This is a genomic window from Streptomyces sp. NPDC055254, assembly GCF_053606025.1.
Genome location: NZ_JBSGQV010000012.1, coordinates 18,721 through 33,196, shown reverse-complemented (window position 1 = coordinate 33,196; position 14,476 = coordinate 18,721). Strand labels below are relative to the sequence as shown.

Sequence of the window (14,476 nt, the reverse complement as noted above, 5' to 3'; positions counted from 1 at the left end):
GAGAGAGGCAGGGACAGCAGCCATGCAGGAACTGGACACCTTCGAGGACGACCTCATCGAGCGCTACCGGCGCCATCCGGTCCTGGAGGACATCGGACTCCTCCCGGACGAGGACTTCACCGCGATCCTCCTCCAGCGGCGCTTCCTCTCGCTCGCCTTCACCCCCGCCTACGACCTCGCCATCGACCTGCTGCGCGACGAGACGGCCCTGCGCACCGCGAGGCTCATCCTGCGCGAGGAGTACCCCGACACCCACGGCTACACCCCCTCGCACCGCGAGGACATGACGCGGGACATGGAGGCGCTCGGCGTCTCCCGGCAGGCCCTGGTCCGTACGCGGCCGACACCGCGGACGAGACGGATCATCGACGACACCTTCGCCCTGATCACCGACGCGGGCACGCCCGACGCCCCCGCCGACGCGGACCTGCGGCTGCTGACCGTCCTGCGCTTCTGGGGCGAGATCCTGGTCTCCGTCGAGTACGGGCGGCTGTGGGAGCGGATGGAGCCCACGCTCACCCGCGAGGGCGAGGGCCAGTCGCTCTTCTACTACCCGCACCACTGGCACGACGCGAAGGCGCGGCCCCTCGCCACACCGGCCCTGCTCGCCCTCAACCACCCCGACCGCCTCGCCACCCGGCTGCGGGAGCTGCTCGCCGACGCCGGCGAGGACGGCGCCGCGGCCTTCCGGGAGATGGAGGAGCGCTCGCTCGGCCTCAAGACGGGCTTCTACGACCAGTTCCTGCCGGCACTGGACCGCGCCCGCTCCCGCGTCTGACGCGGGCGGGCGCACTGCCGCCCCGGCAGGGGACGCCCGGGGCGGGCAGGGGGCCGTACGGGTGAATCCCGGCCCGCCGGGGGGCCGTACGACCGCCGGCGCGCCGGGGGGCGGCATCGTGGCCGGCGGGCCGTACCGCACGCCCACCGCGACCGCCGCACCCCTTCGGAGGACCCATGCTCGGCACCGACTTCCGTACCGGATCGCCCAACTGGCTCGACCTCGGCAGCCCCGACACCGGCGCCGCCGCGGCCTTCTACGGCGCGGTGTTCGGCTGGCGGTTCGTCTCCGCCGGACCCGAGGCAGGCGGGTACGGCTTCTTCCAGCAGGACGGCAGGACCGTCGCCGCACTCGGGCAGCTCACCGAGGAAGGAGCGAAGTCCGCCTGGATGCCGCACTTCAAGACCCCCGACGTCCAGGCCACCGCCGAAGGCGTGCGGGCGGGCGGCGGAAGCGTCCGGATGGAACCCATGGACGTCATGGGGGAGGGGCGGCTGGCGCAGTTCACCGACCCGCAGGGCGCGGAGTTCGCGTGCTGGGAGTCCGGCAGGACGTCCGGGTTCGAGGTCGCCTCCGCCGACAACACGCTGGTGTGGGTGGAACTGCACGTGCCCGACCCGGCCGCCGACATCGCCTTCTACGCCTCGCTGTTCGGGTGGCGGCAGGCCGAGATGCAGGCGCCCGGGATGACGTACCACGTGCTCAGCATCGCCGACGGCGACCAGGAGGACGGCTCCTTCGGCGGGGTCGCCCCGCTGGGCGAGGGGCAGGCCGAGGAGGCGCGCTGGGTGCCGTACTTCGCCGTGGCGGACGTAGACGCCACCGAGAGGGCGGCCCGGGAGAACGGCGGGACGGTACTGATGCCGGCCGCGGACGTACCCGACGTCGGGAGGATCGCATGGCTGGCGGACCCGGCCGGCGCCGTGTTCGCCCTGCTCAAGCCCAACCCGCGCCAGGGGTGAACCGGATCCGCCGGGGCGGTCGCAGCCGGTCGCCGGGCGCCCGGCGCGGGGTCGGCGGGATCGCCGGGGTCAGCGGGGTCGCAGCCGCGCGCCGGGCGGGCGGGCGCGGGGGTCAGCGGGGTCAGCGGGGTCGCAGCCGCGCGCCGGGCCGACGGGCGCGGGGGTTCAGCCGCGCGCGGGCCGGTCGGCGCCGGGTCAGCCGCCCCGGTACTTGGGCGTGCGGCGCTCCACGAAGCTCGCCACGCCCTCGTTCGCGTCGGCGGTCGTCATGTTGATCTCCTGCGCGGTGGCCTCGGCGGCCAGGGCCGTCGCCCGGTCCACCTCCAACGAGGCGTTGACCAGCTGCTTCGTCATCGCGAGGGCGCGGGTCGGGCCCTGCGCGAGGCGCTCCGCCCACTCCCGGGCCGCCGCCTCCAGGTCCCCGTCCGGGACCACCTTGTTGACCAGCCCGAGCCGCGCGGCCTCGGCCGCCGGGACGGCGTCCCCGAAGAACATCAGCTCCTTCGCCTTCTGCGGGCCGACGAGCCGGGGCAGCAGGTACGCGCCCCCGCCGTCCGGCACCAGGCCGCGCCGCACGAACACCTCGATGAACCGCGCCGTCTCGGCGGCGACGACGAGGTCGCACGCCAGCGCCAGATGGGCACCGATGCCCGCCGCCGTGCCGTTGACGGCCGCGATCACCGGCTTCTCGCAGTCCAGGACGGAGGTGATCAGGCGCTGCGCGCCGAGCCGGATCATGCGCGCCACGTCACCCGCGACCCGCTCGCCGCGCGCCGGCGCGCCGCGCAGGTCGGCGCCCGCGCAGAAGCCCTTGCCGGTGGCGGTGACGACGACGGCGCGGACGGCGGGATCGGCGGAGGCCTCGGCGAGCAGGGCGATGACCCGCTCGCGCTGGTCCCAGGTGACGGCGTTCAGGGCCTCGGGCCGGTTGAGGGTGATCCACGAGACGCCGTTGTCGGTGCGGTGGAGGACCTCGTCCTCGGGTGCTCGGGTCATGGGTGCGCTCCCGTTCGTGAAGGGCCCCGTGATGGGGAGGCCCGGGGGGCCGGTGGCCGGGGGCCGGTGCGGGATTCAGCGACAGACGGCGAGGGCGTCGAGGGCCACCGCGCCCTGCCCCCGGGGCAGGACCATCAGGGGGTTGATGTCGAGCTCGGAGAGCTCGTCGCCGAGCTCCAGCGCCATCCGCTGGATCCGCAGGACGACCTCCACCAGCGCGTCGACGTCCGCCGGCGGCGCCCCCCGCACGCCCTCCAGCAGGGCGCGGCCACGCAGTTCCGTGAGCATCGCGCGGGCCTGGTCCTCGCCGAAGGGCGGCACGCGGACCGCCGCGTCGTTCAGGACCTCCACCAGGACCCCGCCCAGGCCGACCGTCACCGTCGGGCCGAAGAGGTCGTCCTGGGTGACGCCGACGACCATCTCCACCCCGCGCTCGACCATCTGGCAGACCAGGATGCCGTCCAGCGGGACGTTCTCGTAGCGCGCGATGTCGGTCAGCTCGCGGTACGCGTCGCGGATCTGGCTCGCGGAGGTCAGGCCGATCTTCACGAGGCCGAGTTCCGTCTTGTGGCCGAGCTGGGGCCCGGAGGCCTTCATCACCACGGGGTAGCCGACCAGGCCCGCCGCGCGGACCGCCGCGGCCGCGCTGGTCACCAGCTGCTCCCGGGGCACCCGGATCCCGTACGCGCGCAGCAGCTGCTTCGCCGCGTGCTCGCTGAGCTGCTGGCCGGGCCGCATGAGGGCCTGCGCCTTGCGGTACGAGGGCGAGGGCGTGCGGGGCGCGTCCTCGAAGGGGGAGCGGTAGCCGGTGGTGAAGCGGTGGTGGCCGAGGTAGGCGCGGACGGCGGTGATGCAGTTGCCGAAGGTGCGGAAGGTGGCCAGGCGGGAGGAGCCGAGGAGGGTGGTGCGGTAGGCCTCCTCGGTTCCCACGGGGGAGCCCCAGATCACGCAGATCAGCTTGTCGCTCCGCTCGGCCGCGTCGACGAGGTCCTGTGCGAGCCGATCGCTCATCGGGGGGAAGGGCCCGGTGATGGGGCAGATCAGGACCCCGACGGACGGGTCGGCGAGGATGGCGTCGATGATCTTGCGGCCGCGCCAGTCGCCGACGGGATGGCCGCCGTTGTCGACGGGGTTGGCGACGTTCAGGTACTCCGGTATCCACTGGTGGAGCTCGTCCTGCTTGGCCCGGGAGAGCGTGGGCAGGCGGAGGCCGGCTTCGGTCGCGAGGTCGGAGAAGTGGGCGCCGGTGCCGCCGGAGATGGAGTACACGACCACCCCGTCGGCCTGCGGTCTGCGGGCCCGGGCCAGGAGGGCGGCGGTGTCCTGGAGCTCGTCGAGCCCGTCGACGCGGATGACGCCGAACTGGCGCATGGCGGCGTCGACGACGGTGTCCGCGCCGGTCAGCTTCCCGGTGTGGGAGGCGGCCGTCCGGGCGCCGGTCTCGGTCCGGCCGACCTTGACGGCGACGACCGGGACGCCGTTGCGGGCGGCGCGGTCGGCGGCGAGGAGGAAGGACCGGCCGTCCTTGAGGCCTTCGACGTAGCAGGCGATGGCGCCGACCTCGGGCTGCTCGGCGAAGTAGGAGATGAAGTCGGAGGTCTCCAGGTCCGCCTCGTTGCCGGTGGGAGCCCAGTGGGAGAGGCGGATGCCGAGCTCCTGGAGGGTGTAGACGGGGCGGCCCTGGTGGCCGGACTGGGTGATCAGGGCGATGGCCGGGCCGTCGAGGTCGTCGCGGAAGGCCTCGAAGGCGTTGAGGTTCGTGTTGGGGCCGAGCAGGCGCAGCCCGGAGCGGCCGACGGCGGCCGCGAGGCGGGCCTGGGCGGCGGCGCCGGCGGCACCGGTCTCGGCGAAGCCGGATGCGAAGGCGACCGCGAACTTCACCTTGGTCTCGGCGAGTTCCTCGATCACCGGCAGCGGATCCCCGACGAGGAGGACGGCGAGGTCCACGTCCTCGGGCAGGTCGGCCACGGAGGCGTGGCAGGGCAGCCCGAAGACGGTGGGGCGGGTGGGGTGCACGGGGTGGATCCGGGCGCCGACGCGTTCGGCCCAGGCGATGAGCCGGCGGGTGATGCCGGTGTTCGGCCTGCCCTCGGCGTCGGAGGCGCCGACGACGGCCACGGACTCGGGTCGGAAGAACCGGTCGAGGTCGGGCACGTCGGCGTGCAGGGGCCGCCCGCTGACGTCCACCGCGACGGCGTCCTCGGCGGACGGCGGCGCGGAGGAGTGGACGGCGGTTCTGGGGGTCTCCCCGCAGGCCTCGACGCGTGCGCGGAAGTCGGTGGTGAGGGTGCCGTGAGTAGATCCAAGCATCGTTCCGCCCGCTCCTGCTCGATGACATCGAGGGAACCTCGATAACTGACGTGCTGTCAGATTACTGAACTGACGTGCCGTCAGGAATGGGGCTGCGCAGGAAAGGTGGTGGAGGTGATGTGTGGAACGGTGCCAGAACCCCCGCCGCCGGGACCAGCCCCCGTTTCGGCCAGGGTGGGGCGGGTCCCTTGCGGGGGGCCGGGGGCCGGGGGCCGGGGGTCGGCACCGGGTCGCCGCCGCATCCGGCCGTGCGGTGGAACTGTTGCCGCCTGTGCTGGTGCCAGGCCCGCCTCAGCGCGAAGGCTGTCGCCGGCCGGCCGGCGGACGAGACGGCACCGACCCCTCCAAGGCCACGCGCGACATCCGTCAGTTCCGCGAACTCGCGGAGGCGAGGGGTCAGCGGGTGGGCGGGACGAACTCGGGCTGGTCGAGCAGGCGCAGCCAACTTCCATCGGGCTGGCGCCGGACGACCTGCGCCCGGGCGCCGGCCCCGTCCTTCGGAGGAGTCGAGGTGAGGGCGATGTCGCCACTGATCAGCGTCGGCAGCGGTTGTTCCTGCTCGAAACGGGGACGGTTGGCCAGCACCCTCTCCCACAGCGCACCAATCGCCTCCCGGCCCACCGTCCGGTCGCCGGGTGGGTAGGCCATCACCGCACCCTCTTCGTAAAGCGCGGCGACCCCGGCCGCGTCACCGGCGTTGGATCGTTCGACGAACAAGCGGGTGATGTCCTCGGGCCGTATGGCCTTCTCGTACTCCGGCATGAATTCCTCCTGACGTCCGGCTTCGACGCCTCCCAGCGTGGCGGCCGAACGGCCAGAACTCCAACAGATGAATCTTCTGGAAACTAGAATCTGCAGTCATGGAACTGAGGCAGCTGGAGTACTTCATCGCGGTCGCCGAGGAGCAGAACTTCACCCGGGCGGCCGAGCGGGTGCACATCAGCCAGTCCGGCGTCAGCGCCCAGATCCGCCGGCTGGAACGGGAACTCGGAGCCGAGCTGTTCGACCGGTCGGCCCGCACCGTCACCCTCACCGTCGCGGGAAGGGCCGCCCTCGAACACGCCCGCGCCGCACTCGCCGCCGCTGGGGCAGTCGGTCAGGCGGTGGGCGAGGTGACCGACCTGATCCGGGGGCACCTCACCGTCGGGATGGTCATCGGCTGCACCCTCACCCCGCTGTTCGACGCCCTCGCCGCGTTCCACCAGGCACATCCCGGTGTGGAGATCTCGCTGCTGGAGGACAGCTCCGACCGGCTCATCGAGGGGGTGCGCACCGGCACCGTCGACCTGGCACTCATCGGGGCGGCAACCGCCACCCCCGACGGACTGGACTCGCTGACCCTCATCAGCGAGCGGCTCGTCGCGGCAGTCCCGGCCGGGCACCCTCTGGCGAGACAGCGGCGGGTCATCCTGCGCGACCTGATCGCCTACCCGATCGTGTGCATGCCGCCCGGCACCGGCCTGCGCACGGTATTCGACCAGGCCTGCGCCGCACAGAGCCTCCAACCCACGATCACTCTGCAGGCCAGCGCAGCGGACGCCATTGCCGACCTCGCCGCCCGCGGGCTCGCCGTCGCCGTCCTGAGCGACTCCATGGCCGCAAGCTACCGCGACCGGCTCACCGCCCGCACCATCGATGATGTCGATACACCCGCATTGCTCGCCCTGATCTGGAAGAACACGTACAGCCCGGGGATGCGGCAACTGCTCGTGCACAGCCGGCAGGCATTCACCCGGCCCGACCCCGCGACTTCACCGCGAGCCCACGGGCCTACCCCTGACATCGGGGCGACAGACGCTTGAGCAGGTCGAGAAGATTCTGGGCGGTCCGCAGGGCAACCTGCTGGTCTCGGGCGCATCCACGTCCTGATCAACAACGCCGGGAACTTCGTCGCCGGCTACTTCGAGGAGATCACCCCCGACCAGATGCGCGGGCAGATCGAGACGAACCTCTCCGGCCCGATGAACGTCACCCGCGCCGGCCTGCCGATCCTGCGCATGCAGCGCGACGGCCACATCATCACCCTGTCCTCCTCGGCCGGGCTGATCGGCCAGGACTTCTGCGTCGCCTACGCGCCTCCAAGTTCGGCGTCGAGGGCTGGATGGAGTCCCTGCGCTACGACGCCGAGCCCTGCAACATCCGCACCACCGTCGTGGAGCCCGGCTTCTTCCGCACCGAACTCCTCGTGGACGGCTCCACCATCTGGCCCGCGCCGACCATCGACGACTACGCCCAGCGCACCACCGCCACCATCGAGGCCTGGAAGAGCATGAACGGCCAGCAGGGCCCCGCCAAGCTCGCCCGCGCTCTGCTGACCATCGCAGACCAGGAGCAGCCGCCCCGGCGCTTCGTCGCCGGCGCCGACGCCATCGAAGGCGTCAAGGCCAAGGCCCAGGAACTGCTGGCCCAGGCCGAAGCGTCCCGCACCCTCGGCGGTAGTCTCGCCTGCGACGACACCGACGCCTGAGACCTCCCGCACGCGCAACACGGCCTCGTCGCCGCACCCCGCGGGCCACCCTCCCGACGCGGTGGCGGACGGTTCGAGAAGCCGGTCACGGCCGACGGAAGCCGTCAGCCCTCCGCACCGTCCTCGTCATCGTCAAGCCCGGCGCGTCCGGGTCGCGCAGGGGCCGCAGGGCGCCGGCGGCCGGGACGGAGGCGGCGAAGCCGTAGCGGCCGAGAACGTTCAGGACAGGCCCAGCGCGATGACGCCGGCGCCGGTCCACCTCAAGCCCCTTGTGCTCGCGGATCCCTTGCCAGACCAGCCAGACGCCGCCGATGCCGAAGAGGGCGGCCACGACCAACGGGGCGACGGAGCGAGCGATGGTCATACCGGCTGACCGTACCGGCGGCCCGCGCTCGTGACCTGATTCATGACACTCCCGTGCGAGGCGACGGGTCCCGGCCAAAGCTGCGGCGGGTTGGGTGGGGTGGATGGGGCGGTGGCCATGGATGTGGCCTGTCCTGTGCGGCGGTAGGGACCGGGCGGTAATCGAGCCATATTCGAACACCCGGCGCAGAATGGGGTGTTCCGCGGTTAGCGTTCGATCTGCCTCGGGGGGGAGGCCGCGCACAACGTCTCCTCCCCCCGTCATGCCCTCACGCAGGGCCAGCGAGCAGGGGAAGGGGAAAACGATGAGTACCCGGCATAAGAAAACGGCCGGTCTCATGGCAGGTGTTGCGCTCCTCGGGATCGGCGGCATCACGCCGGCGAACGCGGGCGTCACCGCGGAAGGCCAGTTCGAGTCCCACATCTCGTGGTGGACGGCTCCCACGGAGTCCAGCCGCTGGTGGGACAACAACGACACCTGGGACTACACCGGCATCTATTTCGAGGGATGCCAGTCGGATGACGACTACCGGGGCTACGACTACGCGTCGCTGCGTCTGTGGAAGGACGTCTCCAGTGCCCCAGACCGTAGCAAGGGCACCCGGAACAACCACTGCGGGTGGGTCGACTACGGCGACCCGGACGACCGGGGTAACTACTACTTCGCGCTGACGGACGTCGGTAACGGCGATTACATCAACATCGACTACGTCAAGGTCGCCTGGTAGGCGCAAGCCTGATCAGGGGGCGGGTTTTCGACAGGCGGGTGCCGCCCGGTGGGGGCGGTGCGGATACACGGGAGAGGGAACGAGTGAGGATCGGTTTGAAGTCGTGGGCCGGGGCGACGGCCGGCGCCGCGCTGCTGGGTGCGGTGTCGGTGATTCCCGCGCACGCCGGGGTGACGGCGGAGGGACAGTTCGAGTCGTCCATCAACTCGTGGCGGGCGGGTAACGAGTCGCACCGCTGGTGGGACAACAACAGCACCTGGGACTACACGGGTATCTACTTCGAGGGCTGCCACGCGGACGGCGGCGGTGGGTTCAACTACGCCGGGCTGCGGCTGTGGAAGGACATCTCTTCCGCTCCGGACCGTTCCAAGGGGACCCGGACGAACTACTGCGGGTGGGTGGACTACGGCGACCCGGACGACCGGGGTAACTACTACTTCGCGCTGACGGACGTGTCCAGCGGCACGTACATCTCCGTCGACTACGTCAAGGTCGCCTGGTAGTACGGTCGTTGAACACGTTGTAGGAGGGTCCCGGTGGATTCAGCACCGGGACCCTCTCCTGTCCACTGTCCCACGACCAAAGCCATCCCGCTGGCGGTGGGTTGGCGGATTGTGCGTTTCTCCATGGCCCTGATTTTTGATCATGTTTCGTTCCGGTACGGGCGGAAGACACCCGTTTTCGATGAATTCAGTCTCCGGATTGATGCGCGGGCAACGGTCCTCCTCGGCCCGAACGGTGCCGGCAAGTCCACACTGATGGCCATCGCCGCCTCCCACCTGCCCCCCACCTCCGGGTCGGTCACCTTCGCCGGAGGCACTGCGAAGGGCCGGCATCTGGCCGCCTATCGCGAACGCGTGGCGTGGATCCCCCAACAGGTCACCCCCATGCCCGGGCTGACCGTACGCGAACAGGTCGCCTACGCGGGATGGCTCAAGGGCATGCCGAAGGACTTGGCGTGGAAAGCGTCCGGGGACGCGCTGCGCCGCGTCGACCTCACCCGCCTCGCGGAGCGCAAAAGCCACCAGGTGTCCGGTGGGCAGCTCCGCCGCATGGGAATCGCGGGGGCACTGACCCACCGCAGTGAGCTGATTTTGATGGACGAGCCGACCGCCGGCCTCGACCCCACGCAGCGCTTGGTGTTCCGTGAGCTCGTTGACGACCTCGTCGGCAGCGTGCAGGTGATCGTCTCCACGCACCAGACCGAAGACCTCGCCGACCTGTATACGCACGTGGCCGTCCTCGCCCATGGCAAGATCTGCTTCCAGGGCAGCCCCGGCGACTTCCACGCCCTCGCACCGGCCGCCACAGGCGGACGCGAGCAGGCCGAAGCCGCCTACGTGATGCTCGTCGGACGGGAAATCTGACCGATGCGCATCGCCACTCTCCTGCGATCCTCTTCCGCCGGACTCATGCTCGTCTTCCTCGCCGGCTACGTCTTGCTGCTCCTGTCGGATCCGATCACCACGGGCACGGTCCGCGGCTACGGGCCTTCCGTCCTCGGCAGCGCCTCCTACACGATCCCGTTCGCCGCGGCCGCGTGCGCGGCGAGCGGAGCGTGGGAAAGCGCACGCCTGCGCCGGGGCAACGTCTTCGGGCAGACTCCTTCCCGAAGCCGGCTCGCCATCGCGCTGCCGCTGCTGGTCCCGGTGTGGGCCATGGGTGTTGCCGGGATGCTCATCGCGGTCGGTGTCGCGGTCTCGGCCGCGGGAACGCTTCCGTCTTTCTCCCACCTGGGCATGTTCGTGGTCTACGCGTTGCTTATGGCGGCCGCCACGATGGCCGGATACCTCCTGGGCGGCCGTCTTCCGCACCTTGCGGCCGCATCGTTGGCGATGGTCGCCGGGTTCTGCCTGACCGCGTTCCCCGGATCCTGGGACACCCCCTGGCCCCGCCACCTGGTCGCCGGCGCCTACGACAGCTGCTGCTCCGTCGGATCGGTCATCGACCCTGTGGCCGTGTGGGCGCCGCTGCTGTTCACCGGCGGGATCATCACCGCATGCCTCCTCGCGATCGCCCGGGCCGGCCGCTGGAAGCCTCCGGCCGTCTTTGTAGCCGCGTCCGCGGCCTCGGTGTTCCTGGTCGTGAACATGGACTATGACCCCGTCGCCGACCGGAACCCCGATGCTCTGGTCTGCGACACCGCCGGCGTCCCGGAAGTGTGCTTGTGGCCCGAGACCCCGGGACGCACCCGGATAGCGGCGACCACCCGCACCTACGGCGGGCGCCTGAAAGACGCCGGGCTTCCCGTGCCCTCCTCCCTCACCCAAAACCGTGACCTGAAGCCCGGACAGGCCGGCTTCGGAGGGAAAGGCCAGGTCCGCGAACAGGACATCACCGCCAACCTCACCCACACCCTCCTGCCCCCCATCCCCGACTGCGCCCGAACCAGCCACAATTACCCGGCGTTTCCCGCCCGGGGACCGCTCACCGCATGGCTGACCGCCGTCGCCACCCAAGCCCCCCCGGCGCCGGTCCAGGGCCGCGTCTCCCCCGATGACGCAAAACTCGCCGAGAAGGTCCTCACGCTGCAGTCCGACCGTCAGCACGCCTGGTACGAAAAGAACCGGGCCGCGCTCACCGGCTGCGACCAGAAGCCGACCCTGAACCCTGAAGGAGCAGGCCCGTGAACTGGTGGGCCGCAACCCGTAACGTCCCCACCCTCGCCGCCGTCACCGCTGTGACGGCCGGCGCAGGCCTGGCATTCGGACAGGGCCGCATGCCCGTACCCTCGATGGTCGGCGGGGCCGGACACTTCCTTCTCGCCGCGCTGATCACCGTCATCCCCGCCGTGACATGGCTCGCCTTCACCGGCCGCGCCCGGGACGCCACTGAAACAGTCGCCGTGCGGGCCGTCCACCGCTTCGATACTTCCCTCGCCGCCGCCTGCGCAGCCCTCGCCCTGAACATGGCCGTCCTCGGACACTTCGTGGGCGCCGACCCCGTGGCCCTGGCGATCGGCCGGAATACCGCCTTCTACCTCGGCTTGGCGCTCGTCCTCAACCCCCTCACCGGCGCCCGGATCGCCGCCCCGGCCCTCACCGCTGTCCCCCTGGTCCTCGCCGTCGGAGGATGGAAGAGCGGCGGCCGCGGAGCGCAGCCGTGGGCTGTCGTCCTGTACCCCGCATCCAGCATGCCCGCCCTCCTGGCGGGCGTCGCGGTCCTGGCCGCCGGGGCGACGTTCAGCTGCCTCAAGCCGCCACGCGGCGAAGTGTAAGAGACCGGCCTCGACCGACCACACGACCAACGATCCCCCGAGGGGGCCGGTCTCCGGCCCCCTGCCCGGGACCGCCTCCTGCGGGGCCGGCCCACGGCCCTGCCGTTGGCGCCGGGCTCAGGCCTTGGGGCCGCGCGGGGTCGGGGCGGCGGTCAGGGGTGGGGGTGGCGGGCTATGGCCCTGGCGATCTTTTCGGCGTCGCGGGACAGCTCGCGGAACATGCCGCTGATCGGGTTGCTGAACCCGGTGAAGTACAGACCCGGGGCCTGCTCCGCGGCGCCGGTGCCGGATCCCGCGCCGTGCGTGCGCGGGCGTCCGCGTTCGTCCAGTACGTCGAGGTGCCCCACCAGGCCCTCCAGCGTCCGGCGGTAGCCGGTGGCCGCGACGACCGCGTCCGGAGTGATCCGGCTGCCGTCCGCGAGCAGGACCTGGCCGCCGTCGAACCCCGTCACGGCGGCGACCGGCTCCACCCGGCCACCCCGTACCGCGTCGACCAGGCCGACGTCCTGCACCGGGATGGCCCCCTCCCGGACCCTGCTGTACAGGCCGGTGGTGGGGCGCGGGAGCCCGTACGCGGACAGGTCCGGGACGGAGGCCTTCGCGACGAGCGTCGCGAGCCGGTCCACCAGCCGCACGGGCAGCCGCCGTACGAGGATCCCGGTGCGCTGGGCCGGCCAGCCGGCCGTCGAGCGGCGCAGGATGTGCGGGGCGGTACGCACGGCGAGCCGGACCCGGGAGGCCCCGCCGTCGGCGAGGTCGACGGCTATCTCGGCGCCGGTGTTCCCGACGCCGACGACGAGGACGTCCTGGCCCTCGTACGGGCCGGGCTCCCGGTACTCGGCGGCGTGCAGCAGCCGGCCCGCGTACCCCTCCAGGCCCGGCCACTCGGGCAGCTCGGGCGTGTGGTTGAACCCGGTGGCGACGACGACGGCCCCGGCGTTCAACACCCGCCCGCCGGTGGCGTGCAGGGTCCAGCCGCCCCCGTCAGGTGCGCGCTCGATCCGGGTCACCTCGACGCCGGTGACGATCTCCAGCTCGTGGAACTCGGCGTACTTCTCCAGGTATCGCACGACATCGGCGCGCGCGACCCAGCGTCCGAACCGGCGCGGCATCGCGAGGCCGGGGAGGGCGGAGAGGCGGCGCGTGGTGTGCAGGCGGAGCCGCTCGTAGTGCTGCCGCCAGGAGGCGCCGACCGACTCGGACTTCTCGACCACCACCGCGCGGACCCCGCGGGCCCGCAGGGCGGCCGCCGCGGCGAGCCCGCCCGGGCCGCCGCCGATCACGTACACGGGGCGGGGCTGGGTGGTCAGGTCGGGTGGTGCGGGGACTCCAGGCATGAGGAGTGATCGTATCGACACTCAGTGTTGATGGGTCTCGGACGAGGAGGGAATCGGTTGCGGATCGATCACGGGGGTGGGAAGGGGGGGTGCGCGGGGACGGCCCGAGGGGCGAGGTGCTGGGCTCGGCGGTGCTCTCAGGAGTGGGTCGGACCCGGATGGCGTCCGGTCCGTGAGCAGCCCTTGTCCCTTCCTCCGGCTGAGGTTCCGTTCCCCCGCCCCGCCCCGCCCCGCCCCGCCCCGCCCCGCCCCGCCCCGCCTTCTGGCCCGGCCGGCGAGGTCCGTTCCGGCAAGGTCCGTTCCGGTGTCCCGTCCGACCTTGAGGTCCCGCCCGCCGTCCCCGGGGCCTTGCGGGATCGGCGGCGATCCGGTGAACTGACGTACCGTCAGATCGCGGATGGCGAGCGAGTGGGAGAGGTGGGGGCTGCCGATGCAGACCGTCTGGCTCAGTGGGGCCGAATGGCTCGCCGTGCTCCGGATAGGCCTCGGCCTGTGGTGGTTGGAGAGCTGGCGGCACAAGGACAAGAAGGGCTGGTTCGAACGCGGCACCGGCATCGCGTGGGCCGCCGACGTCGCGGGCAAGCACCGCTGGCCGTTCGTGAAGGGGGGCTTCGAGAAGATCGTGCGGCCGCGCCCGAAGCTGATGGCGTACGTGGTCGTCTACGCGGAGCTCGCCCTCGGGCTCGGCCTGGTGCTTGGCTTCCTGACGCCGATCGCCCTGGTCGGCGGCCTGCTGCTGAACCTGCTCTACCTCGTGCTGATGATCCACGACTGGGCCGAACAGGGACAGAACGCGATGATGGCGCTCATCTCGCTCGTCGCGCTCTTCGCCATGGGTTGGCAGGCCTGGTCCCTCGACGCGGCGATCGGACTCTTCCTGTGAACACGGTGCGGCACGACCTTCCGGAGGTGGACGAGTTCACGCGCCCCTACTGGGACGCGGCGGCCGGGGGCCGCCTCCTGCTGCGCCGCTGCGCCGACTGCGGGAGGGCGCACCACTACCCGAGGGAGTTCTGCCCGTTCTGCTGGGCGGGGGAGGACCGGGTCACGTGGGAGCCCGCGAGCGGCCTCGCCACCCTCTACACCTGGTCGGTGATCCACCGCAACGACCTGCCGCCCTTCGGCGAGCGCGTCCCGTACACGGCGGCCGTGGTCGACCTGGCGGAGGGGCCGCGGATGATGACCGAAGTGGTCGACTGCGAGGCGGCGGACCTACGGATCGGGATGCGGCTGACGGTCACGTTCCGGGAGGCGGCGCAGGGCGTGTCGGTGGCGGTGTTCCGACCGGCGGACTGACGGGCGCCCCCTGCCCCCCCGC

15 protein-coding genes and 2 pseudogenes are annotated in these 14,476 nt (G+C 71.8%); 12 read left to right on the top strand and 5 right to left on the bottom strand.

Going from position 1 to position 14,476, the window contains the following annotated elements; genetic code table 11:
- Positions 1-22: 22 nt before the first annotated feature.
- Positions 23-778, top strand: coding sequence for a hypothetical protein (locus ACWFQ8_RS14850; protein WP_453786616.1), 756 nt, complete (start codon positions 23-25; stop codon positions 776-778).
- A gap of 176 nt (positions 779-954) precedes the next feature.
- Positions 955-1,740, top strand: coding sequence for a VOC family protein (locus tag ACWFQ8_RS14845; RefSeq protein ID WP_453786615.1), 786 nt, complete (start codon positions 955-957; stop codon positions 1,738-1,740).
- A 195-nt stretch (positions 1,741-1,935) separates the two neighbouring features.
- On the opposite strand, the gene ACWFQ8_RS14840 is transcribed toward ACWFQ8_RS14845, so the two are convergent.
- From ACWFQ8_RS14840 to ACWFQ8_RS14830, 3 genes are all read right to left on the bottom strand, one after another.
- Positions 1,936-2,736: an enoyl-CoA hydratase/isomerase family protein gene (locus ACWFQ8_RS14840; RefSeq protein ID WP_453786614.1), complete on the bottom strand. Its 801-nt coding sequence runs from the start codon at positions 2,734-2,736 to the stop codon at positions 1,936-1,938.
- Positions 2,737-2,811: 75 nt separating this feature from the next.
- On the bottom strand, positions 2,812-5,046 hold the full coding sequence (locus tag ACWFQ8_RS14835) for an acetate--CoA ligase family protein (protein ID WP_453786613.1): 2,235 nt from the start codon (positions 5,044-5,046) through the stop codon (positions 2,812-2,814).
- 396 nt (positions 5,047-5,442) lie between these two features.
- Positions 5,443-5,808, bottom strand: a complete 366-nt coding sequence (locus tag ACWFQ8_RS14830; RefSeq protein ID WP_453786612.1) for a YybH family protein — start codon at positions 5,806-5,808, stop codon at positions 5,443-5,445.
- Positions 5,809-5,906: 98 nt separating this feature from the next.
- Here ACWFQ8_RS14830 and ACWFQ8_RS14825 point away from each other — a divergent pair, with 98 nt between their 5' ends.
- The 3 genes and pseudogenes from ACWFQ8_RS14825 to ACWFQ8_RS14815 all read left to right on the top strand — a co-directional run bounded on the left by ACWFQ8_RS14825 (position 5,907) and on the right by ACWFQ8_RS14815 (position 7,513).
- Positions 5,907-6,848, top strand: a complete 942-nt coding sequence (locus ACWFQ8_RS14825; RefSeq protein WP_453786611.1) for a LysR family transcriptional regulator — start codon at positions 5,907-5,909, stop codon at positions 6,846-6,848.
- A 54-nt stretch (positions 6,849-6,902) separates the two neighbouring features.
- A pseudogene (locus ACWFQ8_RS14820) lies at positions 6,903-7,061 on the top strand (SDR family NAD(P)-dependent oxidoreductase); the annotation flags it as partial.
- Between the two features lie 86 nt (positions 7,062-7,147).
- The gene (locus ACWFQ8_RS14815; RefSeq protein WP_453786610.1) at positions 7,148-7,513 is read left to right on the top strand and encodes a short-chain dehydrogenase/reductase SDR; all 366 of its coding nucleotides are present in this window, start codon (positions 7,148-7,150) and stop codon (positions 7,511-7,513) included.
- Between the two features lie 225 nt (positions 7,514-7,738).
- Here ACWFQ8_RS14815 and ACWFQ8_RS14810 read toward each other — a convergent pair.
- Positions 7,739-7,877, bottom strand: a pseudogene (locus tag ACWFQ8_RS14810) (YnfA family protein); the annotation flags it as partial.
- A 337-nt stretch (positions 7,878-8,214) separates the two neighbouring features.
- Here ACWFQ8_RS14810 and ACWFQ8_RS14805 point away from each other — a divergent pair.
- From ACWFQ8_RS14805 to ACWFQ8_RS14785, 5 genes are all read left to right on the top strand, one after another.
- Positions 8,215-8,604, top strand: a complete 390-nt coding sequence (locus ACWFQ8_RS14805; protein WP_453786609.1) for a hypothetical protein — start codon at positions 8,215-8,217, stop codon at positions 8,602-8,604.
- 83 nt (positions 8,605-8,687) lie between these two features.
- Positions 8,688-9,107: a hypothetical protein gene (locus tag ACWFQ8_RS14800; protein ID WP_453786608.1), complete on the top strand. Its 420-nt coding sequence runs from the start codon at positions 8,688-8,690 to the stop codon at positions 9,105-9,107.
- A gap of 111 nt (positions 9,108-9,218) precedes the next feature.
- Positions 9,219-9,971, top strand: coding sequence for an ATP-binding cassette domain-containing protein (locus tag ACWFQ8_RS14795; RefSeq protein ID WP_453786607.1), 753 nt, complete (start codon positions 9,219-9,221; stop codon positions 9,969-9,971).
- A gap of 3 nt (positions 9,972-9,974) precedes the next feature.
- Positions 9,975-11,234 carry a DUF7224 domain-containing protein gene (locus ACWFQ8_RS14790; RefSeq protein ID WP_453786606.1) on the top strand — a complete coding sequence of 420 codons (1,260 nt, stop codon included), beginning with the start codon at positions 9,975-9,977 and terminating at the stop codon, positions 11,232-11,234.
- Entirely contained in the window at positions 11,231-11,821 is a 591-nt protein-coding gene (locus ACWFQ8_RS14785; RefSeq protein ID WP_453786605.1) for a hypothetical protein, read from the top strand. Before ACWFQ8_RS14790 ends, ACWFQ8_RS14785 begins: the two co-directional genes overlap by 4 nt.
- Before the next feature lie 152 nt (positions 11,822-11,973).
- On the opposite strand, the gene ACWFQ8_RS14780 is transcribed toward ACWFQ8_RS14785, so the two are convergent.
- Complete coding sequence (locus ACWFQ8_RS14780; RefSeq protein WP_453786604.1) at positions 11,974-13,158, bottom strand: flavin-containing monooxygenase; 1,185 nt, start codon at positions 13,156-13,158, stop codon at positions 11,974-11,976.
- Between the two features lie 430 nt (positions 13,159-13,588).
- Here ACWFQ8_RS14780 and ACWFQ8_RS14775 point away from each other — a divergent pair, with 430 nt between their 5' ends.
- Both ACWFQ8_RS14775 and ACWFQ8_RS14770 read left to right on the top strand, forming a co-directional pair.
- Positions 13,589-14,041, top strand: a complete 453-nt coding sequence (locus ACWFQ8_RS14775; RefSeq protein ID WP_453786723.1) for a DoxX family membrane protein — start codon at positions 13,589-13,591, stop codon at positions 14,039-14,041.
- Positions 14,038-14,454, top strand: a complete 417-nt coding sequence (locus tag ACWFQ8_RS14770; RefSeq protein ID WP_453786603.1) for a Zn-ribbon domain-containing OB-fold protein — start codon at positions 14,038-14,040, stop codon at positions 14,452-14,454. Before ACWFQ8_RS14775 ends, ACWFQ8_RS14770 begins: the two co-directional genes overlap by 4 nt.
- Positions 14,455-14,476 lie beyond the last annotated feature (22 nt).

Coding starts and splice junctions, on each gene's coding strand:
- ACWFQ8_RS14850 (WP_453786616.1), top strand. CDS start 23: ATGCAGGAACTGGACACCTTCGAGGACGACCTCATCGAGCGCTACCGG.
- ACWFQ8_RS14845 (WP_453786615.1), top strand. CDS start 955: ATGCTCGGCACCGACTTCCGTACCGGATCGCCCAACTGGCTCGACCTC.
- ACWFQ8_RS14840 (WP_453786614.1), bottom strand. CDS start 2,736: ATGACCCGAGCACCCGAGGACGAGGTCCTCCACCGCACCGACAACGGC.
- ACWFQ8_RS14835 (WP_453786613.1), bottom strand. CDS start 5,046: ATGCTTGGATCTACTCACGGCACCCTCACCACCGACTTCCGCGCACGC.
- ACWFQ8_RS14830 (WP_453786612.1), bottom strand. CDS start 5,808: ATGCCGGAGTACGAGAAGGCCATACGGCCCGAGGACATCACCCGCTTG.
- ACWFQ8_RS14825 (WP_453786611.1), top strand. CDS start 5,907: ATGGAACTGAGGCAGCTGGAGTACTTCATCGCGGTCGCCGAGGAGCAG.
- ACWFQ8_RS14815 (WP_453786610.1), top strand. CDS start 7,148: ATGGAGTCCCTGCGCTACGACGCCGAGCCCTGCAACATCCGCACCACC.
- ACWFQ8_RS14805 (WP_453786609.1), top strand. CDS start 8,215: ATGGCAGGTGTTGCGCTCCTCGGGATCGGCGGCATCACGCCGGCGAAC.
- ACWFQ8_RS14790 (WP_453786606.1), top strand. CDS start 9,975: ATGCGCATCGCCACTCTCCTGCGATCCTCTTCCGCCGGACTCATGCTC.
- ACWFQ8_RS14780 (WP_453786604.1), bottom strand. CDS start 13,158: ATGCCTGGAGTCCCCGCACCACCCGACCTGACCACCCAGCCCCGCCCC.
- ACWFQ8_RS14775 (WP_453786723.1), top strand. CDS start 13,589: ATGCAGACCGTCTGGCTCAGTGGGGCCGAATGGCTCGCCGTGCTCCGG.